Consider the following 19360-nt stretch of genomic DNA (forward strand, 5'->3'; position numbering starts at 1 on the left):
GCCGCGACTAAGCGAGAACTACCGAAGTTCTCGCGTTCCCTCTTCGAGGGAGATTCCGCGATTGAAACTACCGGACTTCGTCCGGCCCCACGATTCGATTTCTTTCGACGCTATCCGGTAGCCGCTGCGTTATCCGATACGGCGGCCAGCGTGTAGCAATTTTTTTTATACAGGGATGACACGGCCTGGTAACCCCAGTAGTCCGGGACGGTCACTGTCGTCTCCGGCCTAAGAGGGGGGGCACTGGTGACACACAACGTCGTCACCGATCAAAATCTATGACAGGAAACACGAACGCACATCGCGCGGTGTTTCTCGCGGTGCTGCTGGTCCTCAGCGTGTTCGCTGGGACCGTGGCATTCACGGGGAGCGTCGCTGCGATCGGCGATCCAACGGCGGATGGGGGAGAAATCACGAACAAGACCGTTCCCGAGACGAGTAACAACACTCACTCGATCACGCTCAACGCCTCGCTCAACACAAGCAGGAGCGCGTACGTCAACTACAACGTCTCGTTCGACACGAAATTCGATCTGAACGGGACGACGAATACGACGGTCCAAGCGTCTACGGACAACGTGACTATCGTCGGAACGTCGTTCGACACGAGCCAGAACAACTTCACGGTGAACGTCTCGACGGACGGGGCGGGATCGGCTGACGACGATCAGGTCAACCTCACGTTCGATCTCGTCGGGGTGAAGGCTCCGGACGTATCGAGCGATACTGACTATGACGTGATATTTGCGCTGGACAACGAGACCGACGGTTCGGTGGAGGGCTCCAGAACTCTCGGAACGCTAACAGTCGAAAACACACCATCCGGCGCGCCCGAACTCGACAGCGCCATCCACTACGTCGATACCGGTGACGAGGGCGCAGGCGTCGAACTCGTGTTCAGCGAACCCGTCAGTATTCCACAGAAGAGCGACGTCTCACTCTACGATGACGGTAGTACTGTCGCAATCAATACGATCAGGCCCGCACCGAGTGACAGCCCGGACGCGGCCCGGTACTTCCTGAACACGAGCGGGACAGTCGCGACCGGTGACGTCGAAGTCAAACTGTCGAGCGATATCACAGACGCCGACGACAACTCGATCAGCGACACCGACAACCAATCGGTCACGGTCGCCCCGGTGACCGTCAAGGTCAACGACAAAAAGAACGTCTACGAGGGCTCGAATGTCGCGGTTGTCAACAGCAGCACGAACGTCGACGTCGAAATCGAGGGTCCCAACAATTACTACTTCAGCGGCTCGACCGGCACCAACAGCGAAGTGTTCGTGTTCAACTCCACGAACGAGGCTCTCGGCCAGTACAACGTCAGCATCGACGGTAGCACGATCACGAACACGCAGGTCAATCTCCGGAATCTCGGCCTCTCGGTCTCGCTGGACAGTCAGTCGGTGACCACCGAGGACACCATCGAGGGTACTGTCACTGCTCGGGCGTCGGACCGGCCGCTGACCGTCGAACTCCTCGACAGCAGCGGCGACGTCGTCGACGACAGCGGCGCGACGATCTCGTCGGCCCGGCTCAACGGCCAGGGCGAGTACGATTTCAGCTTCAACGTCTCGGATCTCGACCTCGACACCGGAAACTATACCGTCCGCGTGACCGACGACTACTCCGGCATCAACGTCGAAACGGAGACGATCACCGTTAGCGAGTCGGCCGACGACGACGCCAACTTCGCGAGCGGGACGATCACCGAGCAGCGCGGTGACATCGCGGAAGTAACCGTCACGATGTCGAGTACCGATAGGGCGACCGTCAAGGTCGGTACCCCCGATCAGGGCGTCGTCTCGAACGTCACCGTCGAAGACGGTAACAATGACGGACAGGTAACCCTGTACGTCGACACGTGGGCGTTCAACCAAACCGACGGCGGCGCACCGTACACTTACGGTTCAGACGGCGGTCCGATCTACAGCCTCGACGACGACAGCGATGACGAGATCGTCGACGCTGATCTCACGACGACGGTCGACGACCTGATCGACGCCGGTGAGTACGACCTCGAAGTCTACCCCGGCGACAACGCTCAGGGCTCGTCGACGGACGTGGCGACGCTGATCCTCGAAGAGCGCAACACGACGGCCTTCCGCTCGTGGACGTCCGCAACGAGCACGAGCCTCTCGGACCTCGAAGACGTCAACGAGGCACTCGCGAACAACGAACTCACCCAGGCGTCCGACATCGCCAACGGTGACTACGTCGTTCACCAGCTCGTCTCCTCTGGGCTCGAAGGCGTCCTCAACGCCCAGCACAGCGAAGAGGTAACCGAGGAGTTCTTCGAGTACAAGAACACGAGTGGCAACGGTGGTATCTACAACCTGACGATCGAGCAGGCTGATCCTGGCGCGAATCAGGATCCGAAGATGCTCAACTACACCGAGGAGAACACGACGGTCATCGCCGACGGCGACAACGACACCTACTTCGTGGTCGTCAATACGCAGACCGCTCGCTACTACAGCAACAACAACCTCGTGTCGGACGACACGGCGCTGGAAGCGAACTTCACCGTCTTTAACAAGGACTCGACGGACTTCGCGGCCCAGGGCCTCGACGACGACGAGGACGAGACGCGCCTCCTCGAATACGAGGTCGTCGAGCCGACCATCTCGGTGAACGAGCCGTACAACGTCTCGAGCGCGGCCGGCCAGACGATCACTGGAACGACCACGCTCGCTCCGGGCACGGAACTCAGCGTCCGCATCCGCAGCGACGATGGGGTCCGGCCGAGCTTCCTGAAGACCGCCTCGCCGGTCGTCCAGAGTGACCGCACGTGGAACGTCACGTTCGACTTCAGCGGCCAGAACGTCGGCGACACCTACGACATCACCGTCAACGACGGTAACAATGGCGCTGACTCGGTGACAGAAGACGGCACCGTCGTCGAAGTCGTCGAGACGCCGACGACGACCGCGGCGCCCGACACGGACACGGCGACGCCCGAGCCGGGCACGGAGGCCCCGGACACCGAGACGGCGACTGAGACGTCGGCACCCGACACCCAGACGTCGGCGCCGGCGACCGAGACGCCGACCTCGACGCCCGGCTTCGGCGTGGTCGTCGCGCTGACCGCGCTCGTCGCCGCGGCCCTACTCGCCATCCGGCGAGACTAAGCGAGTACCGCTTCTGCGGTTTCCATTTTTCGGAGGGACGAGCGGATTGTACAGTTCGCTGACTGCTGGACGGCTCCGGTCTCGGATCTATCGGCTTCAATTCGATCGGCCCCGATTCGATAGATCTCGTATCTCGATTCGATCTCGTATCCCAGTCGGGAGTTTCCGTGACGCTCAGCGGCCAAACGAACGGGGATAACAGTCTACTGTACGCAGAATCTCCGAATCGATACTCGGGGGGAAACCGTTTTATTCCAGATCACCTTGCTATCGAGTACCCCTACCCGGTCGGCGCGTGGGGGCCGACTCTCAGGGAGTCGGCCTCTACCGCCGTATCGTCGCGGTTCGGCAGTTTCGAACCGCGATGTCTCACCGCTCTGCGAGCCACGCCCGTGCGTCGTCGACGTCGGTCGTCATCTTCGTCGTGTAGTCGAGGTGGTCCAGATTCGCGAGCAGGTCCTCCATATCGATCTTGGCGACGGCGCTTTCCCCGTAGACGACGGCGGTGTACTCGACGCCGGCCTCGATCGTCCGCGGGACCCAGTCGTCCCGCAGCCACTCCTGGTCGCCGACGTCGTGAGCCCTGATCCGGCTGGTGTCGATCAGCGTCTTCCGCGCGCCGCGCGATTCGATGATCTCCAGTAGTTCCTCGCACCCGCGCCTGAACGATCCCTTGGCCGCGAAGTCGTCCCAGGTATGAACGACGGCTTCTACCTCCCCGTCCCACTCGATCGTGTACGTGGACGTACACCGTTCCTGGACCGACATATCGGGTCGTTGGCACGGTCCCGAGATAAGGATTCTCCGCCGATGATCAAGAGTGATACTCGTGACCGCACGCGAACCATCACGATTCACCTTCGGGAGTCGCTCGGAATCGGACCGGACCGTCGATCGGAAAAAGAGCCGAAACGGGTCTCAGTAGCCCAGCTGGTCGCGGACGAGAACAACCGTCGTGCGGCCCTCTTCGGTCTCGCGGCGGTAGATGAGCTGCTTCGCGATCGCGGATTCGACGCCGTAGGCCTCCTGTGCGCGCTCGTTTTCGAGGGGATAGGCGACGGACTCCAGGCGGTCGAGCGCGTCGTCGAGCGTCGGGACGATCTTGTTCACGCCGCTGACGATAACGACGTTGCTCGCCGCGAAGGGGTACGCGCCGATCCGGCTGCCCGAGAGGTCCGCGGCGACGAGTTCGCCCGTCTGCGCGATGGCGTTGATGCCGCCGAGGAAGTAGTCCGCGGTCTGGGACTCGCGGCGGGCGGCCTGTCGCTCCGCGTCGTCGTCGATGCTCCAGATCTCGTTGGGGAGTGCGTCCCACTCGTGGTCGCCCTCGGTGAGGTAGTCGATGAACTCGATCTCTTCGAGCGTCGTCGAGTGGCCGTTCATCACCGAGGCGCCCGCGGGGATGTGGGCTGTGACCGCTTCGAGCGCTTCTTCTGCGTCGTCGACGACGACGACGTCGAAGCCGCGGTCTTCGAGGTTCGAGACGGTCTCTTCGATCGTCTCGTCGTCGGGGAGTCGGTCGAGCGCCGTGTCGATGTCGGTGTCGTCGAGGTAGTCGGCTTTCTGCTGTGACATGGATTCGAGTAGCGTCGGTTACGACAGTACGGCGTAGTACCGCGATCCGCTTAAACGCTCGCGGACACCGGTATCAGGTGGTGACACGGGTGTTACTGCGATTTGTGCTTCGCTATCAACAGTAATGATTCGGCGCGCCGTTTAAGTGTATGTAACCGAAGCGTACGTATGAACTCCGCGTCTGCCCGCGAGCGTCTCTACGAGGTCTTCGCCGAGGCGACGCGGGACGACGAGGACCCGATCACCCGAGCGCTCGAAATCGGCGTCGACTACCTCGGCCTCCCGATCGGATTTTTCACCCGGATCGACGAAAGGACCCAGGAGATCGTCCGTGCGACGGGCGACCACGACCGCATCAGGCCGGGCGAGACCTGCCCTCTCGATCGGGCCTACTGTCGGGAGACCATCGAACGCGAGGGAACCCTCGCCGTCCAGCACGCGTCGGAGTCGCCGATCGACGAACGCGCGATCGAGGCCTTCGACCTGGGGGCCTACATCGGCTCCAAGGTCGTCGTCGACGGCGAGGTCTACGGGACGGTCTGCTTCGCGGACCACGACGAGCGGAACGCGGCCTTCTCGGAGACCGAAGAGCTGTTCTTGGAACTGCTGGCGAACCTCGTGGGGGGATTCGTCGAGCGCCGGGAGTACGAACGGAGCCTCCAGACCCGGGCCGATCACCTCGAACGGGAGAAACGACGGTTCGAGGGGATCGCCGAGAACAGCTTCGACATCATCTTCCGCGTCGGTCCGGACGGACGATTCACGTACGTCTCCTCCGCCGTCGAGCGCGTTTTGGGCTACGATCCCGAGGCGCTGACCGACCGCCCGTTCATCGAGTTCATCGCCGCCGCCGACGTCGAGAGCGCGACGGCGGCGTACGCTCGCGTATGCGAGGGCGAGCGCGTCGAGCGGCTCGAACTCACGTTCCTCGACCGGACGGGCGAGCGCGTCATCATCGAGATCAACGCGACGCCGATCTTCGACGGTCCAGACGTCGTCGGGATCCAGGGCGTCGGCCGCGACATCACCGCGCGGAAGGCGCGGACCCGGGAGCTCCGGACCAAGACGCGGGCGATGGACGAGGCCGATGTCGGGATCACGATCGCGGACCCGTCTCGGTCGGACCTCCCGATCGTGTACGCCAACGAGGGGTTCGAGCGCATCACCGGCTACGACGCCGAGTCGATCCAGGGGCGGAACTGCCGCTTCCTCCAGGGGAAAGCGACCGACGGGGAGAAGATCGAGCGACTCGCAGAGGCCATCGAGGTCGAAGAGCCCGTCCAGGTCGAACTCGTCAACTACCGCCGGGACGGCACGCCCTTCTGGAATCAGGTGCAACTCAGCCCCGTCTTCGACGAGGTGGGGGACCTCTCGCACTACCTGGGCATCCAGAAGGACGTCACCGCCCGCAAGCGGACGGCCACGCTGATCCGCCTGCTCAACCGCGTGCTCCGGCACAATCTCCGCAACGACACGACCGCACTCGCCGGCTGGGCCGACGTGGTGCGCCGCGGGGACGCCGAGGAGGTCGCCGAGGCCGGGCGCCGCATCGAGCGCATCTCCCGCGGGCTGATGAGCGTCAGCGAGCACGCCCGCGACCTCGAACGCCACGCCAGTCGCGAGCGCGATCCGGCGCGGTTGGATCCGGCGACCCTGCTTTCGCGCGTCGCCGCGGCGGCCCGCGAGGACCACCCCCGGGCGAGGATCAACGTCGCGGTCGAGACCGACCGGGGGATCTGTGCGGGGGCCGAACTCCGGCAGGCGCTCGCCGAACTGATCGAGAACGCGATCAAGCACAACCCCGCAGAGCATCCCGCCGCGACGGTCTCGGTCCGCGGCGACGGGGCGTGGATCGAGGTCGTCATCGCCGACGACGGGCCCGGAATCGACGAGATGGAGGCCGCGGTGGTCTCTATGGGCAACGAGACCGCGCTCCAGCACAGCGCCGGCCTCGGGCTGTGGCTGATCAACTGGATCGTCACGCGGTACGGCGGCTCCTTCCAGATTGAGGCGACGCAAGGGGAAAAGGTCCGATCGGACGGGGAAGTCGCCGGCACGACTGCGACGGTTCGGCTCCCGGCGATCGACGACGACACGTCGGTCGGGGACGCAGAGCGCGGTCCGACGGTCCTGTTCCGGTAGCTCCCGGGACCGACGTTTTTGTCGTCCGCGTCCACACCTGTGCGTATGCCCGAACTCGCCGAGGCGGTCGACGGCATCGTCCACGAACTGACGCAGGTCCGCGACGGCGCGGTCGATCTCACGGTGGCCGAGATCTACGAGGTCCACGGCCCCGGCCGCGTCGACTTCGGCGGTGGCGAACTCACAGAAGCCGATGTCGTCCCGCACAGCCGGACCTGGCGCGACGAGGGCGACGAGTATCAGTGGTGGCACCTCGAAGCCGGCACGTACCTCCTGGAGTACAATGAGTCCCTGGCGGGGGAGTCGCTGTCGGACGAGGCGCTACTCCAGCCCCGGACCGAGATCCTCGAACGCGGCGCGTCCCATCCGTCGCTTCGGGTGGACACGCTCTCTCGCATCCCGCTCACCGTCGGCGGTGCGGGGATCAGACTCAAGGAGAACGCGCGGGTGTCGACGCTCCTGTCGCGGTGAGCGGCGAGGGACCTATCATCCTGCGACGGCGGTGGGTCCCGCGAGCTGTGGTCAGCCGGCGGGCTTCGCCCGGATCTCGGGGAAGTACCGGCCGTGGAAGTCGAAGGGGACGGCGTGCGGGAGGGCGGCCCGCGCCCGCTCTTCGAACCGCTCGCCGTCGAGGACGAGCAGGCGCGAGCGGCCCGCGTCGACGTCGAGCGCCACCGTCAGCACCACGCCGGCGTCCTCGGCAGCGCCGTCTCCGGGAACGAATATCGGTTCGCCGAAGTAGTCGCCGCCGCGATCGAATTCGGTCACGTTGCCGGTTTCCGTATCGTACTTGAGCACGCCGGTCGCCCACTCGGTCGCCGGCTGGTCCATACTCATCGCGTAGACGTAGCGATGCGACTGACACCAGCGCGCCGGCGAGACTGTCGGTAGGGCCGTGCCGTCGTCGTACAGCATTTCCCGGCTCACGGTCGCGTCTCCGGTGCCGTACCGGGCCCGTCCCGTCACGCCCCCGAGGTCGACGGTGAACCGCTCGAGGCGCCCCGCGATGGCGTTCAGATCGCCGTCTCGGAGGCTGTCCAGGGAGAGTTTCCCGATGGCGGTCGCGTCCGGAATGGTCTCCACGTCGAAGACCAGTTCCGTCCCGGCGTCCCGCTCGAACGCGTTGACGTGGTGGAAGCCGAACACGGCCTCCGCGACGGGCTCCGCGAGGATGTCGCCGCTGGATCGGTCCATCACGATCACCCGCGTTCCGCGGTCTGGCTGCCACTCGAACTGTTCGATGAACGGGGCCTGCCGTCCCGGTTTGAGGAAGGTGAGCGGGTTCACCCGGAGCGGGAACTCCGTGAGGACGACGTACCGTGGCGTCAACGCGAAGCTGTGCATGTACGCCGGCGCGTCCGTCTCGACGCTTCCGACGTGTCGCCGTCCGCCGTCGCCCGTCAGGGCGTGTACGTGATAGCTACTGGTGCGGCCGAACGCGGTCTCGACGTTGAACAGCGTCCCCGTGGCGGGATCGCGCTTCAGGTGCGCACACGCGAGTTGCCCGGCGGGTTCCGGCCCGTCGTACTGGACGTGTCCCTCGACTTCGAGGGTGTCCGGATCCACCACGACGGCGCGCGGTGATTCGGTCAGCGCGAGGTAGCCGTCGCCGACCCGTTCGACGACGATGTTGGTATTGTCGTACGGCTCGGTAACGAGCCCTTTGAGGCGTTCCCGAAGCGTGGTCTCACCGGTGGCGAACCCGCCCGTGAACTCCCCCGTCTGGGCCTCCTCGTAGGCGTCCGTCTCGAGGAATCGGTTCCGGTAGTGGACGGCGTCTTCCGCTCTGGTGACGGAACCCCCGGCCCGGTTGCCGGGGTCGAACGTGAACCGGTAACACATCGCCAGACCGTCGAACCAGTGATCGACGCTCCCGCCGCCCGGGAGCGAGAAGGTCCCCGGGCCGTTGCGGATGAGACTCCCAGTCAACCACCCGGGTAGCGATCCCTCGACAGCGATGGACGTCGCCCGCTCTTCCTCGAGCGAGTGAAAGCCAGGGTGCGAGTCCATACTCGTTCAACCGGTCCGTGGCAGGTAAATACTGCCGGCTACCGATTGCTCTCACCGTTTCCCGCCGAGCGCTGCTCCCGCTGGCGGTGTTCGGCCGGCAGAGACGAGCGCAATCAGTCGGTGGCGTCTGTCGATCGTTCACCGACTGGAGGAGAAACGAGCAGTGGGCTATCGGGTCTGCGCTAAGAATGATTCCGTCTGATACTGACTAGTCTCACTGTTTGCCGGTGATCGCCACCCACGGTCACGGCGATCACCGGTAAGAGACGAGACTGGCCATTGTGAGAAGTGCCCGGGGTGGGCTCCGAACCCACGATCTCCGCATGTCCCAGGTCCGAGGCTCGGCGGGCCCCGTGGGGAGCGGCGGAGGCTTCCAAGGCGTACCGCACCGAATCTCAGGAAACCCTATGAGTGCGGCGCTATGTCCAGCTAAGCCACCCGGGCTCACTTCTCCGTTGTTCGATGACGTTCTTAAACCTTCGCAAGTCCGACGACGGCGGCGGTGTCCGGCGGTCTACGACCCGCGCCCCCGCTCCCGATACCACCCGTAGGCGGTCGGGCCGAGGAGCGCGACGCCGGTGAGCCCGGCGACCGCGACGACGCGGGGGTCGACCGCGCCCGCGACGGCCCCGGCGGTGAGTCGCTCCGCGGACGCGCCCGCGAGGACGCCGGCAGCGACCCACGGGATCTCGCCGATGGCCGTCCCCAGGAGGAACGTGGGGAGACGCACGCCGGCGACGCCGGCGGTGACCGAGACGACGTCCGAGGGCGCGGGGACGAACCGGCTCGCGACGACGCTCCGGAGGTCCCCGGTCCGATCGACGAACGCCTCGCCGGCGTCCGCGGCGGCGCCGATCCGACCGTAGCGCTTCGCCAGGAGGAACGGGGGCACGCTGGTCAGCGTGACGAGCGCCAGCGCGAGCGGGAAGCCGGCGGCGCCCAGCCCGTATCCCAGGAAGACGGCGAGCAGCGTCGTGGGCCACGCCACGAGCGGCCGGATCGCCGCGAGGACGACCGCCGCGGCGACGAGTCGGATCGGCTCCGCGGCCAGCCACGCCGCCCGCGCGAAGACGACGTCGGGCGAGACGGCGAGCGCGGCGGCGGCGACGACAGCGAGCGCCGCGCCGGCGACGACCCGCGCCCGGAGTCGGCTGTGATCCATCGTCATCGGTTCTCCGCCCCCGCGGCATAACAGTTGATGACCGCCGGCAGTCCGGCGGGCGACGACGAGCAACTATTTTGACCGCGCCGACAGAGTGGCTGGTGTGAGCGAGGACGACCAGGCGGACCTCGGGGCGTTCGACGGCGGCGGTGACGGCGAAGACGGCGGTGGTGACAGTAGCGACGCCGGCGACCGCTCGTGTCGGGCGAGCGGCGCGCGCGTGGACGATACGGACAGTCCGAACTCCGACGCGACCGCCTTCGACGACCTCGATCGAGACGCGCGCGTCGAGGTCGGCGTCCAGCTCCTCGCGCACCTCGAAGTCGACTCGCTCCCGCTGTCGGCCGCGGTCGACCGGATCGAGACGGTCACGACGAACCCCGAGCTCACCCGCGAGATCCTCGATACGGCCGAACTCAGGGGCGTCATCGAGCGCGAGAACGGTCGCCTCCGCACGCGCCGCGGCGGCACGTTCGTCTCCTTCGGCGAGCAGGTGGTCCGGCGCGACGGGGACTACGAGTGCCGCCGCTGCGGCGCGGGGCTCTCGACGGGACACTTCGTGCGGTTCGAATCCGGCGAACTGGGGCCGTTCGGGCCGTCGTGCGTGCGAAAAGTGCTCGGACGGGAGTGACTGAGGGGCGTCGCGGGGGATTACCGCCCGCGTCGGAGCTCCTCGATGAGCTGCTCCACTAGCTCGCGCTGGGCGCGCAACTCCTGGTTCTGCCGCTCGACCGCCGCGCGCAGCTCGGCGAGCTCCTCGCGGAGCTTTTCGTCGGCGGGCGCCGCCGACTCGAAGCCCGAGCCCTCGAATCCGGTTTCGGGGCTCTCGGACCCGCCGCTGCCGCGCGGCGGTTCCTCGTGGGTCGTCGGGGCGTCCTGGCCTCGCCGCGGCGATTCGGCCGACGGGGCGCCGGTGGACTCCTGTATCGAGTCCGCCCACGCCGTTTCCGGCTCCGGCTCCGTCTCCGTCTCGGACCCGCCGCGTGCGGATTCGGATCCGGGAACGTCGGCCGAGGCGCCGCTCGACCCGTTTTCCTGACGATCAGATCGCGTGCCGGCCGACGCCTCAGTCGCCGGCGACGACTCGATGTGCTGTGTGGCCCGATCGGTCCCCGTCGCGGAGTCGCTCCCGCCCGACGCGCTCCCGGCGTCCGCCTGGACGCCCGGATCGCCCCCTTGGCCTCCGTCGTCGGACTCGCGGGTCGCGTTCTCCGGGAGCTCTTCGGGCTCTTCGGGGTCGGCGATCAGCGGGTCGGGGCCGTCGCCGAAGGAGACGTTCCTGTCCGGCTCGGGTTCGGGCTCGGCCTCGCCTTCGGGCTCGTCGGGCTGGGCGGCCGCGCGGAGTTCGCCCAGCGAGTCGACCTCCCAGTAGGAGAGCAGCGTCGTCTCCAGGGCGGCTCGGACCGCGCGGGCGTCCTCGTTCGGCGTTTTGAAGCGCTCCTGTCGACCGTCGACCGTGAGGACGACCGAGGTGGCGACGCTCCCGTCCTCGAACGCGAGGTCGGTGACGTCGCCGTAGTGGTACGACTCGAAGTCCTCGTCCCAGAGGTTGCCGCCGATGTGTCGGACGACGCGCTTTCCGGCGATCACGATCGTGAGCTCGCTGAACCGGAAGAGTCGCTCGATGTCCTCGTCGTCGTCGAGGATCCCGTTCGCGCGGAGGACGCCCTCGACGATCGGCGGGACCGCGCGGTCGAGGCGCTTGGCGGGGAGCGAGATCGTCGCTTCGCCGTCGAGACCGTAATCGAGGGTCACCTTCGACTTCCGTCGGCCCTCCGAGACCGTGATCCGCTCGGCCTCGTGCGGATACTCCTCGACGGACTCGTCGGAGAGCAGGCCCTCGGCGCGGTACAGGAGCGTCCGCGTCGGCGTCACGTACAGTTCGTCCTCGCCGCCGAGGTCGACTCGGGCGACGACGTCCTCGCCGGCGAGGTCGGCCTGGACGATCTCCGGTTGGCTCATAGGTGCGTTCTCCGTGCGTTTCGTCATAAATCCGTGGGTCTCGACGGGCGCCCCCTACTCCCAGACGGTTTCGTAGTCGACCTCGGCGATCGCGCTGTCGGGAGTGATGATCGCGTCCGTATCCCGTGCTCGGTGGCTGGCGACGATCAGGCCGACGTGAGTACTGAACCGATCGACCACCCCTGCGTATTCGACGAGTTCGGCGTCGCCGACCGGCGCGACCGAGATCGGCCCGCTCCCGACCAGCGCCTGACGGGCGTCTTCGGGCGTCCCCGTGAGCGGCACGCCCCGAACGTCCTTATCCCGCGAAACCGAGTACAGTACCTCGGCGAGCGCCGTGCTCGGTGCCTGGATCACCGTCTCTCCAGCCTCGGCCTCGGCGAATACTCGGTCCGCCTCCGGCGGGAGCGCGTCGACGAGATAGGCCAAGAGTGCGACGGGGTCGGCGGTGTACGTCGCCATCAGCCGTCCTCGTAGTTGCGGTCGCGACGGTCGCGGACCCGCTGTTCCAGCGCCTCGGCGATCTCTTCGCGCTTCTCTTCGGGCGTGTCTTCGGGCACGAGCATCCCGCGACCGCTGGTGCGGGTGCGCTTTTTGACGACGATCCCCTCGTCGGTGTCCATCCAGACGACCTCGTCGCCGGGGTTCAGATCGTACTTCTCCCGGAGCTCTTTCGGGATCGTCGCCTGTCACTTCTCCCGGAGCTCTTTCGGGATCGTCGCCTGTCCCTTCTCCGTGACGCGCGTGGACTCGCTCATATTCAGTAATACTGGTCGTAATACCTTAGCGTTGGGGAGTCGCAGCGCTATCGGAACACGTAGGTCGCGAAAAATCGAACGAAGGGGCCGTGCGTTCCGACTTCAGTCGTCGGCGACGGCGTGAGCGCTCTCGTCGGTCAGCGCGAGCACGTCGTCGAAGAAGCCGAGCGAGTCGTGGGGGCCGGGGTGGGCCTCGGGGTGGTACTGACGGGTGATGATGTCCAGTTCCTCGTTCGCGAGACCCTCGGCGGTGTCGTCGTTGACGTTGACCTGCTTCACGTCGAGCTTGTCGCCCGGTTCGCCGACGGTGTACCCGTGGTTCTGGGTCGTCATCACGACCTTGCCGGACTCGAGGTCGCGGACGGGCTGATTCACGCCGCGGTGGCCGAAGTCCATCTTCTCGGTCGTGCCGCCGAGCGCGCGGGCGACGACCTGCTGGCCGAGACAGATCCCGGCGATCGGCAGCTCGCCGACGAACTCCTCGACGAGCTCTTGGGCAGCCTCGAAGTTCGCCGGGTCGCCCGGACCGTTCGAGATGAAGAGCAGATCCGGATCGAGGTCGGCGAGCTCTTCGGGGGTGGTGTCGTAGGGGAGCACGTGGACCGTGGCGTCGCGCTCGACGAGCGACTCGACGATTGACATCTTCGCGCCGCAGTCGACGAGCGCGACGTCCGTGTCGCCGTCCTCGCCGTAGGTCGTGTGCTCGACGGTGGTGACCCGCTTGCCGATGTCGACGTGCTCGCTCATCCCCTTGCACTGTTCCAGTTCGGCCTTCGCGTCCTCGGGGGTGACGTCGTCGCCGACGGCGAGGCCGCACTTCATCGCGCCCTCTTCGCGGATCGAGGTGACGAGTTCGCGGCTGTCGATGTGGTCGATCGCGGGGACGTTCTCCGACTCGAGCCACTCGACGACGTCCTCGGTGAACTCGTGGGCGATTGCCGCGCGCGGGTGGACGCGGTCGGACTCGAATCGCTCCTCGCGGACGCCGTAGTTCCCGATGAGCGGGTACGAGAAGGTGAGCACCTGCTCCTCGTAGGAGGGGTCGGTCAGGCTCTCCTCGTAGCCGGTGTACGCAGTCGTGAACACGAGCTCGCCGCGGGTCCGTCCCGAGGCACGTCCGCGAGCCTCGATCACGCGGCCGTCCTCCAGGGCCAGATAGGCGTCCGACATTACGAGAAACGGATGGTATCTGGGGGTATAAGTGTTACTTTCGTAGCTGAGTTACGAATTTCGCAATCGGTAAGCCCTCCGAGTCCGTTGGCGAGGTATGGACGACCTCGACCGCCGGATCCTCGACATCCTCCGACGCGACGCCCGGACGCCCTACACGGAGATCGCCGAGCAGGTCGGCACCTCCGAGGGAACGGTTCGGAACCGCGTCGAGCGCCTTCTGGAGGAGGGGATCATCGAGCGCTTCACCGTCTCGACGAGCACGGGAAACATCAAGGCGATGATCGAGGTGTCGGTGAAGGTCGACGTCGACACCACGGAGATCACCGATCAGATGACAGAATGGGACCAGGTCGACTTCGTCTGGCAGGTCTCGGGGGAGGAAGACGTCGTCCTCGTCGTCGACGCCGCCGACACCCAGGCGGTGAACGACCTCATCACTCGCGCACGCGAACTCGACGAGGTGAAGAACACGAAGACGCGGCTCATCCTCGACGAGCAGCTCGGGCGGTCGCCGTAGGGCGTCGGTTCTCTCCGAAGGTCGCGGAAGGCTTCGAGACCGCCTTGCCGACGTTCGACTCCTGCGGGCCGGAACGAATCGTTTTAGTGCGACGCTGGCAGAAGAAGGGATATGGCGATCAAACCCAAGTACGTCAAACAGCTCGGGAAGCTCCTCTTAGAGAAGTATCCCGAGGCGTTCAACACGGACTTCGAGACGAACAAGGAAAGCGTCGCGACGCTCACGAACGTCGAATCGAAGGGCGTCCGCAACCGGATCGCGGGCTACATCACGCGGAAGAAGGGCGGCTCGGACCCCTCCTCGTCGGCTTCGGCGTAACCGTTCTGTCTCTGTTCTCGACGGTGTCGCGGTCGTGAGCGCTTGCTGTGCCGTTCAGAACCGCTCGGCGCGACCGGCGGCCGTCCACTTGTCCGTCGGCGCACCGTCTGGAACGCGGCGGACCCGTCGGCCGCTCGTCGAATCGACGCGGCCGGCGAAGGTCCACCGCTCGCCGTCCCAGGTCGGTCCCGAGGACGCGGCGGCTGCTGCCGCAGCGGCCACGGCGGCTCGCTCTCCGTCCGCGACGTGGGCGGCGACCGCGGCGGCGATGGCCGCCGCCTCCTCGTCGGTGGCGTCGTCGGGGAGCGACAGCCGCTCTGTGAGGTCTTCGGGCATCGCTCAGATCGGGAGGTTCCCGTGTTTCTTCTCGGGGAGGGAATCGCGCTTCGAGCGGAGCAGTTCGAGGTCCGAGACGAGTCGCGCCCGGGTCTCGGGCGGCTCGATGACCGCGTCGATGAACCCCCGGTCCGCGGCGGTGTAGGGGTTCGCGAACTCCTCCCTGTACTCCTCGATCAGTTCGTCGCGGCGCGCGTCGGGGTCGTCCGCCGCGGCCAGTTCGTCGTCGTAGAGGATGTTGACCGCGCCCTGCGGCCCCATCACCGCGATCTCGGCGGTCGGCCACGCGTAGTTGGCGTCGGCGCCGAGGTGCTTGGAGGCCATCACGTCGTAGGCGCCGCCGTAGGCCTTCCGGGTGATCACAGTCAAGAGCGGCACCGTCGCCTCGGAGTAGGCGTACAGGAGCTTCGCGCCGTGGCGGATGATGCCGTTGTGTTCCTGGTCCGTGCCGGGCAGGAAGCCGGGGACGTCGACGAAGGTGACGATCGGGACGTTGAAGGCGTCGCAGGTGCGGACGAACCGCGAGGCCTTCTCGGAGGCTTCGATGTCGAGCGTGCCGGCGTTGACTCTCGGTTGGTTGGCGACGACGCCGACCGAGTGGCCGTCGAGGCGGGCGAAGCCGACCACGACGTTCTTCGCGAAGCCCTCGTGGACCTCGAAGAAGGAATCGGAGTCGAGGACGCCCCCGATCACGTCGTGCATATCGTAGGGCTTGCGAGGCTCGTCCGGAACCACGTCGTTCAGCGACTCGTCGGCGCGCTCGGGGTCGTCCCACGGCTCGACGCGCGGCGGGTCCTCGACGTTGTTCGGCGGCAGGTACGAGAGCAGCCGTCGGATGTCGTCGAGGGCCTCCTCCTCGGAGTCGCGGGCGAAGTGGGCGACGCCCGAGGTGGCGGCGTGGGTGACTGCGCCGCCGAGCTCCTCGAAGCTCACCTCCTCGCCGGTGACGGTCTCGACCACGTCGGGGCCGGTGATGAACATGTGGCTCGTGTCCTTCACCATGAACGTGAAGTCGGTGAGGGCGGGCGAGTAGACCGCGCCGCCGGCGCAGGGCCCCATAATCGCCGAGATCTGCGGGACGACGCCCGAAGCCTCCGTGTTGCGGCGGAAGATCTCGCCGAAGCCCGCGAGCGCCCCCACGCCCTCCTGGATGCGGGCGCCCGCGGAGTCGTTGAGGCCGACGACCGGCGCGCCGACCTCCACCGCCTTGTCCATCACCTTCGTGATCTTCTCCGCTAAGACCTCCCCGAGCGAGCCGCCGAAGACGGTGAAGTCGTGGGCGAAGACGAACGTCTTTCTTCCATCTACCTCGCCGTAGCCGGTCACGACCCCGTCGCCCGGCAGCTGTTTTTCCTCCATCCCGAAGTTGTGGTTCCGGTGGGTGCGGAGCTGGTCGATCTCGTTGAAGGTCCCGTCGTCGAGGAAGTAGTCGATCCGCTCGCGGGCGGTCATCTTCCCCTTGTCGTGTTGGGCCTCGATCCGGTCTTCGCCGCCGCCCTTCAGCGCGCGCTCGCGCTTTTCGCGTAGCTCCTCGATCCGGTCCTCCATCGTCACGTCGGACCACCTCCGATCATCGTCACGTACGTGCCGACGGGAGGCAAAAGGGTTTCCGCAATCCGACAAGGGAAGGTTCGTCGTCCGTCGATATCACCGCGTGGGAATCGTGAACGATCGCGATGATTTATCACAGTCCGTATCGTGGTGCGTGTTGACTATGGCCACAACACCGCGGTCACCCTTCGAACGGTTACAGTCGCGGTACAGCGAGGTCGACCTCGTCTGCCCGAAGTGCGGCTACGACGACGACGGCGGCTCCTGGCAGGCGGTGACCTCCGGCAAGACGGTCGAGTACCGGCACGTCTGTCCGGGCTGCGGAGCGATCCGTCGCCGGACGGTCACGCTCGATCGCGACTGAAACGGGGCGATCCGCGCTCTCGCCCGCCGTTTGCTTTAGACCAGAGACCGGTCGGTCCGGAGGCCGGCGAACGCCGCGCCGCCGGCGACGACGGCGACGGCGACCGTCGGCCAGAAGCCGAGGCTGGCGTCCACGCCGAAGTTCGTCAGGAGCGTGAAGAACAGGAAGACGGGCAGGGCGACGCCGGCGCCGAGGAGCCACGGCGTGGCGAGGCCGGCCGCGAGGTCCCCCGCGCCCGAGCGGAACTCGGAGACGGCGTCCCGACCCATCACCCAGCCGACGAATACAAGCACTGCCGCCAGCCCGGCGGTCAGGAGCGTGTCCACGAGCGGGCCGGCGACGAAGCCGAACACCGCCGTGCCCCAGATCGTGGGGTTGATCGCGCAGATCCCGCCGGTCACGACCACCGCGCCGGTGACGACGGCGACCGCGCGCCGTCGCGTGAGGCCGTACTCGTCGACGAGGAACGAGACCGGGATTTCGAGCATACTGATCGACGACGACAGCGCCGCCAGCACCACGACGCCGAAGAACGCCGTCGCGACGAGGGTACCCGCCGGCAGCTGGGCGAACGCGCCCGCGAGCCCGACGAACAGCGCGCCCGGTCCGGGCGCCGTCTGTGCCGGATCGACGCCGAGCGAGAACAGGAGCGGGAAGACGACCAGGCCCGCCAGCACCCCGACGAGGGTGTTGAGGACGGCGATCACGGTCCCGTCGAAGGGTAGCGAGCGGTCCTCGTCGATGTAGGAGGCGTAGGTGATCATCGTCCCCGCGCCGAGCGAGAGGGTGAAGAGCGCCTGCCCCGCCGCCGGTCCGAGGACGTCGAAGAAGTTCGCCCGGACGGTCGCGAGGTCGAACCGGAGGTAGAAGGCGTACGCCTCGGCCGCGCCCGGTCGCGTCCCGGCCCAGACCGCGAGGCCGACCAGGAGCACGAGAACGGCGGGCATCATCACCTTCGTCCCGAGTTCGATCCCGCGCCGGACGCCCCCGAAGACGACGAGCGCCGTCAGGCCGAGGAACAGGAGATGAAAGGCGAGGGCGTCGATGCCGGCGGCGACGCCGCCGAAGTACTGTCCCGGCGCCGCGAAGTACGCCGGCCGCGCGCCGACGAGACCGAGCGCGCTCTCGCCGAAGTACCGGAGGATCCACCCGCCGACGACGCTGTAAAAGGAGATGAGAGCGATGGCCGTCACGACGTAGAAGACGCCCCACAGCCCCCAGAGGCGCGAGCCCGAGAGGTCCCGCAGCGCGCCGACGGGGCTCTTTTTCCCCCGCCGGCCGACCACGAACTCCCCGAGCAGGCCGGGGACGCCCACGAGCAGTACGATCCCGAGGTAGACGACGAGAAACGCGCTGCCGCCGTTCTCGGCTGTCACCCACGGAAAGCGCCAGATGTTCCCGAGGCCGACCGCCGAGCCGGCGGCCGCGAGGATGAATCCCGCGCGGGTCGCCCAGGTCTCACGTGCCATTGGCTCTCACTCGCCCGCCCCCGAGTAAGTGGCTTTCGGACCGATTCCGTCTCCTCGACCGATAACACGGTCGTTCGTGAGGAATCGCCCACGCGTCGCCGGCGAGGGCCGCCCGCCGAACCCTTATGAACACCCCGAGTTGGCCGGGCGGACGCTTATTTGCCTTTACTATAATGAACAACTATGACTGACTCCGACCACGTCGTGATCGCAGGGAGCGGACGCGTCGGCCACCGGGTGGCCCGGCACTTCGCCGACCGGGGACGGGACGTCACCGTCGTCGACCCGGAACCGGGCAGCGCGATCGAGGACGACGACGTCGAGGTCGTCGTCGGCGACGCGACCAAGCCCTCGGTGCTCGGCGACGCCATCACCGACCGGACGGGCGTCGTCGGCGCGCTGACCGACAAGCAGGACACGAACCTCGTCGTCTGTATGGCCGCCAAGCGCCACGCCACGGGCATCCGGACGGTCGCGCGGATCGAAGAGGGCGCGGGCGACGAGTACGAGGAGTACGTCGATCAGGTGTATTTCCCCGAGCGCGCCAGCGTCCGCGCGGCGGTCAACGCGCTCACCGGCAGCGACGTCCGCACGCTGGAGGAGGTCACCGGCGACCTCGAAATCCTGGACGTCCGGATCGCGTACGACGCGCCCGCCGCGGGCGAGGTCGTCTCGGACGCCTTGCCCGAGGGCTCCGTCGTCATCGCCGAGGCGGACGGCCACGTCGCCGTGCAGCACTCGACCGAACTGATCGGCGGGCGGCGGTACCTCGTCGCGGCCGACCGCGACGTCGTCGGCGAGGTGCTCCGACAGTGTCGCGGGGAAGAAGGGAGCTAGGCTCGCGGGGCGATTTTGGAAGAACAGGGCAAATGCTTACTTCGCCCATCCT

19 protein-coding genes and 1 tRNA gene are annotated in these 19360 nt (G+C 66.8%); 8 read left to right on the forward strand and 12 right to left on the reverse strand.

What is annotated here, in order from left to right; translation table 11 throughout:
• The first annotated feature begins 278 nt into the window (after window positions 1–278).
• Window positions 279–3134 carry a BGTF surface domain-containing protein gene (locus ACQUQ0_RS04540; protein WP_435183426.1) on the forward strand — a complete coding sequence of 952 codons (2856 nt, stop codon included), beginning with the start codon at window positions 279–281 and terminating at the stop codon, window positions 3132–3134.
• A 369-nt stretch (window positions 3135–3503) separates the two neighbouring features.
• Here ACQUQ0_RS04540 and ACQUQ0_RS04545 read toward each other — a convergent pair whose 3' ends face one another.
• Both ACQUQ0_RS04545 and ACQUQ0_RS04550 read right to left on the reverse strand, forming a co-directional pair.
• Window positions 3504–3902 carry a hypothetical protein gene (locus ACQUQ0_RS04545; protein WP_435183428.1) on the reverse strand — a complete coding sequence of 133 codons (399 nt, stop codon included), beginning with the start codon at window positions 3900–3902 and terminating at the stop codon, window positions 3504–3506.
• 150 nt (window positions 3903–4052) lie between these two features.
• Entirely contained in the window at window positions 4053–4709 is a 657-nt protein-coding gene (locus tag ACQUQ0_RS04550; protein WP_435183430.1) for a lactate utilization protein, read from the reverse strand.
• A 168-nt stretch (window positions 4710–4877) separates the two neighbouring features.
• Here ACQUQ0_RS04550 and ACQUQ0_RS04555 point away from each other — a divergent pair, with 168 nt between their 5' ends.
• Together ACQUQ0_RS04555 and ACQUQ0_RS04560 are read left to right on the forward strand one after the other, a co-directional pair.
• Window positions 4878–6851 (forward strand): PAS domain S-box protein, encoded by a 1974-nt coding sequence (locus tag ACQUQ0_RS04555; RefSeq protein WP_435183431.1) that lies wholly within the window; start codon window positions 4878–4880, stop codon window positions 6849–6851.
• 45 nt (window positions 6852–6896) lie between these two features.
• Complete coding sequence (locus ACQUQ0_RS04560) at window positions 6897–7322, forward strand: dCTP deaminase (protein WP_435183432.1); 426 nt, start codon at window positions 6897–6899, stop codon at window positions 7320–7322.
• Window positions 7323–7373: 51 nt separating this feature from the next.
• On the opposite strand, the gene ACQUQ0_RS04565 is transcribed toward ACQUQ0_RS04560, so the two are convergent.
• The 3 genes from ACQUQ0_RS04565 to ACQUQ0_RS04575 form a co-directional block, all read right to left on the reverse strand.
• Window positions 7374–8861 (reverse strand): carotenoid oxygenase family protein, encoded by a 1488-nt coding sequence (locus ACQUQ0_RS04565; RefSeq protein WP_435183433.1) that lies wholly within the window; start codon window positions 8859–8861, stop codon window positions 7374–7376.
• Between the two features lie 289 nt (window positions 8862–9150).
• Window positions 9151–9305: transfer RNA gene (locus ACQUQ0_RS04570), tRNA-Met, on the reverse strand.
• Between the two features lie 70 nt (window positions 9306–9375).
• A complete protein-coding gene (locus tag ACQUQ0_RS04575; RefSeq protein ID WP_435183435.1) occupies window positions 9376–10023 on the reverse strand; it encodes a TVP38/TMEM64 family protein in 648 nt (215 codons plus the stop codon).
• Window positions 10024–10243: 220 nt separating this feature from the next.
• On the opposite strand from ACQUQ0_RS04575, the gene ACQUQ0_RS04580 reads away from it, so the two are divergent.
• On the forward strand, window positions 10244–10654 hold the full coding sequence (locus tag ACQUQ0_RS04580; protein ID WP_435183490.1) for a DUF5830 family protein: 411 nt from the start codon (window positions 10244–10246) through the stop codon (window positions 10652–10654).
• A gap of 20 nt (window positions 10655–10674) precedes the next feature.
• Here ACQUQ0_RS04580 and ACQUQ0_RS04585 read toward each other — a convergent pair whose 3' ends face one another.
• The 4 genes from ACQUQ0_RS04585 to carA form a co-directional block, all read right to left on the reverse strand.
• Entirely contained in the window at window positions 10675–11985 is a 1311-nt protein-coding gene (locus tag ACQUQ0_RS04585; protein WP_435183436.1) for a DUF7115 domain-containing protein, read from the reverse strand.
• A 54-nt stretch (window positions 11986–12039) separates the two neighbouring features.
• Window positions 12040–12447, reverse strand: coding sequence for a hypothetical protein (locus tag ACQUQ0_RS04590; RefSeq protein WP_435183437.1), 408 nt, complete (start codon window positions 12445–12447; stop codon window positions 12040–12042).
• Window positions 12447–12665: an AbrB/MazE/SpoVT family DNA-binding domain-containing protein gene (locus ACQUQ0_RS04595; RefSeq protein ID WP_435183492.1), complete on the reverse strand. Its 219-nt coding sequence runs from the start codon at window positions 12663–12665 to the stop codon at window positions 12447–12449. Before ACQUQ0_RS04595 ends, ACQUQ0_RS04590 begins: the two co-directional genes overlap by 1 nt.
• A 180-nt stretch (window positions 12666–12845) precedes the next feature.
• Entirely contained in the window at window positions 12846–13913 is a 1068-nt protein-coding gene (gene carA / locus ACQUQ0_RS04600) for a glutamine-hydrolyzing carbamoyl-phosphate synthase small subunit (protein ID WP_435183439.1), read from the reverse strand.
• A 97-nt stretch (window positions 13914–14010) separates the two neighbouring features.
• Here carA and ACQUQ0_RS04605 point away from each other — a divergent pair, with 97 nt between their 5' ends.
• Both ACQUQ0_RS04605 and ACQUQ0_RS04610 read left to right on the forward strand, forming a co-directional pair.
• Window positions 14011–14433 (forward strand): Lrp/AsnC family transcriptional regulator, encoded by a 423-nt coding sequence (locus tag ACQUQ0_RS04605; protein WP_435183440.1) that lies wholly within the window; start codon window positions 14011–14013, stop codon window positions 14431–14433.
• Window positions 14434–14544: 111 nt separating this feature from the next.
• The gene (locus tag ACQUQ0_RS04610) at window positions 14545–14751 is read left to right on the forward strand and encodes a 30S ribosomal protein S17e (protein ID WP_372391088.1); all 207 of its coding nucleotides are present in this window, start codon (window positions 14545–14547) and stop codon (window positions 14749–14751) included.
• A gap of 54 nt (window positions 14752–14805) precedes the next feature.
• Here ACQUQ0_RS04610 and ACQUQ0_RS04615 read toward each other — a convergent pair whose 3' ends face one another.
• Both ACQUQ0_RS04615 and ACQUQ0_RS04620 read right to left on the reverse strand, forming a co-directional pair.
• Window positions 14806–15087: an acc operon protein gene (locus ACQUQ0_RS04615; protein WP_435183441.1), complete on the reverse strand. Its 282-nt coding sequence runs from the start codon at window positions 15085–15087 to the stop codon at window positions 14806–14808.
• Window positions 15088–15090: 3 nt separating this feature from the next.
• Window positions 15091–16635: an acyl-CoA carboxylase subunit beta gene (locus ACQUQ0_RS04620; RefSeq protein ID WP_435183494.1), complete on the reverse strand. Its 1545-nt coding sequence runs from the start codon at window positions 16633–16635 to the stop codon at window positions 15091–15093.
• A gap of 166 nt (window positions 16636–16801) precedes the next feature.
• On the opposite strand from ACQUQ0_RS04620, the gene ACQUQ0_RS04625 reads away from it, so the two are divergent.
• Window positions 16802–17002, forward strand: coding sequence for an HVO_0649 family zinc finger protein (locus ACQUQ0_RS04625; protein ID WP_435183442.1), 201 nt, complete (start codon window positions 16802–16804; stop codon window positions 17000–17002).
• A gap of 35 nt (window positions 17003–17037) precedes the next feature.
• Here ACQUQ0_RS04625 and ACQUQ0_RS04630 read toward each other — a convergent pair whose 3' ends face one another.
• On the reverse strand, window positions 17038–18471 hold the full coding sequence (locus ACQUQ0_RS04630) for a sodium-dependent transporter (RefSeq protein WP_435183443.1): 1434 nt from the start codon (window positions 18469–18471) through the stop codon (window positions 17038–17040).
• 183 nt (window positions 18472–18654) lie between these two features.
• Here ACQUQ0_RS04630 and ACQUQ0_RS04635 point away from each other — a divergent pair, with 183 nt between their 5' ends.
• Window positions 18655–19308, forward strand: a complete 654-nt coding sequence (locus ACQUQ0_RS04635; RefSeq protein WP_435183445.1) for an NAD-binding protein — start codon at window positions 18655–18657, stop codon at window positions 19306–19308.
• The last annotated feature ends 52 nt before the right edge of the window (window positions 19309–19360 follow it).

The sequence above is a fragment of the Halobellus sp. EA9 genome (assembly GCF_051195055.1).
Lineage (GTDB): Archaea > Halobacteriota > Halobacteria > Halobacteriales > Haloferacaceae > Haloquadratum > Haloquadratum rubicundus.

Bases quoted from the DNA above. Each gene is read 5' to 3' on its own strand.
- ACQUQ0_RS04540 (WP_435183426.1), top strand. From the start codon at position 279: ATGACAGGAAACACGAACGCACATCGCGCGGTGTTTCTCGCGGTGCTG.
- ACQUQ0_RS04545 (WP_435183428.1), bottom strand. From the start codon at position 3,902: ATGTCGGTCCAGGAACGGTGTACGTCCACGTACACGATCGAGTGGGAC.
- ACQUQ0_RS04550 (WP_435183430.1), bottom strand. From the start codon at position 4,709: ATGTCACAGCAGAAAGCCGACTACCTCGACGACACCGACATCGACACG.
- ACQUQ0_RS04555 (WP_435183431.1), top strand. From the start codon at position 4,878: ATGAACTCCGCGTCTGCCCGCGAGCGTCTCTACGAGGTCTTCGCCGAG.
- ACQUQ0_RS04560 (WP_435183432.1), top strand. From the start codon at position 6,897: ATGCCCGAACTCGCCGAGGCGGTCGACGGCATCGTCCACGAACTGACG.
- ACQUQ0_RS04565 (WP_435183433.1), bottom strand. From the start codon at position 8,861: ATGGACTCGCACCCTGGCTTTCACTCGCTCGAGGAAGAGCGGGCGACG.
- ACQUQ0_RS04575 (WP_435183435.1), bottom strand. From the start codon at position 10,023: ATGGATCACAGCCGACTCCGGGCGCGGGTCGTCGCCGGCGCGGCGCTC.
- ACQUQ0_RS04585 (WP_435183436.1), bottom strand. From the start codon at position 11,985: ATGAGCCAACCGGAGATCGTCCAGGCCGACCTCGCCGGCGAGGACGTC.
- ACQUQ0_RS04590 (WP_435183437.1), bottom strand. From the start codon at position 12,447: ATGGCGACGTACACCGCCGACCCCGTCGCACTCTTGGCCTATCTCGTC.
- carA (WP_435183439.1), bottom strand. From the start codon at position 13,913: ATGTCGGACGCCTATCTGGCCCTGGAGGACGGCCGCGTGATCGAGGCT.
- ACQUQ0_RS04605 (WP_435183440.1), top strand. From the start codon at position 14,011: ATGGACGACCTCGACCGCCGGATCCTCGACATCCTCCGACGCGACGCC.
- ACQUQ0_RS04610 (WP_372391088.1), top strand. From the start codon at position 14,545: ATGGCGATCAAACCCAAGTACGTCAAACAGCTCGGGAAGCTCCTCTTA.
- ACQUQ0_RS04615 (WP_435183441.1), bottom strand. From the start codon at position 15,087: ATGCCCGAAGACCTCACAGAGCGGCTGTCGCTCCCCGACGACGCCACC.
- ACQUQ0_RS04620 (WP_435183494.1), bottom strand. From the start codon at position 16,635: ATGGAGGACCGGATCGAGGAGCTACGCGAAAAGCGCGAGCGCGCGCTG.
- ACQUQ0_RS04625 (WP_435183442.1), top strand. From the start codon at position 16,802: ATGGCCACAACACCGCGGTCACCCTTCGAACGGTTACAGTCGCGGTAC.
- ACQUQ0_RS04630 (WP_435183443.1), bottom strand. From the start codon at position 18,471: ATGGCACGTGAGACCTGGGCGACCCGCGCGGGATTCATCCTCGCGGCC.
- ACQUQ0_RS04635 (WP_435183445.1), top strand. From the start codon at position 18,655: ATGACTGACTCCGACCACGTCGTGATCGCAGGGAGCGGACGCGTCGGC.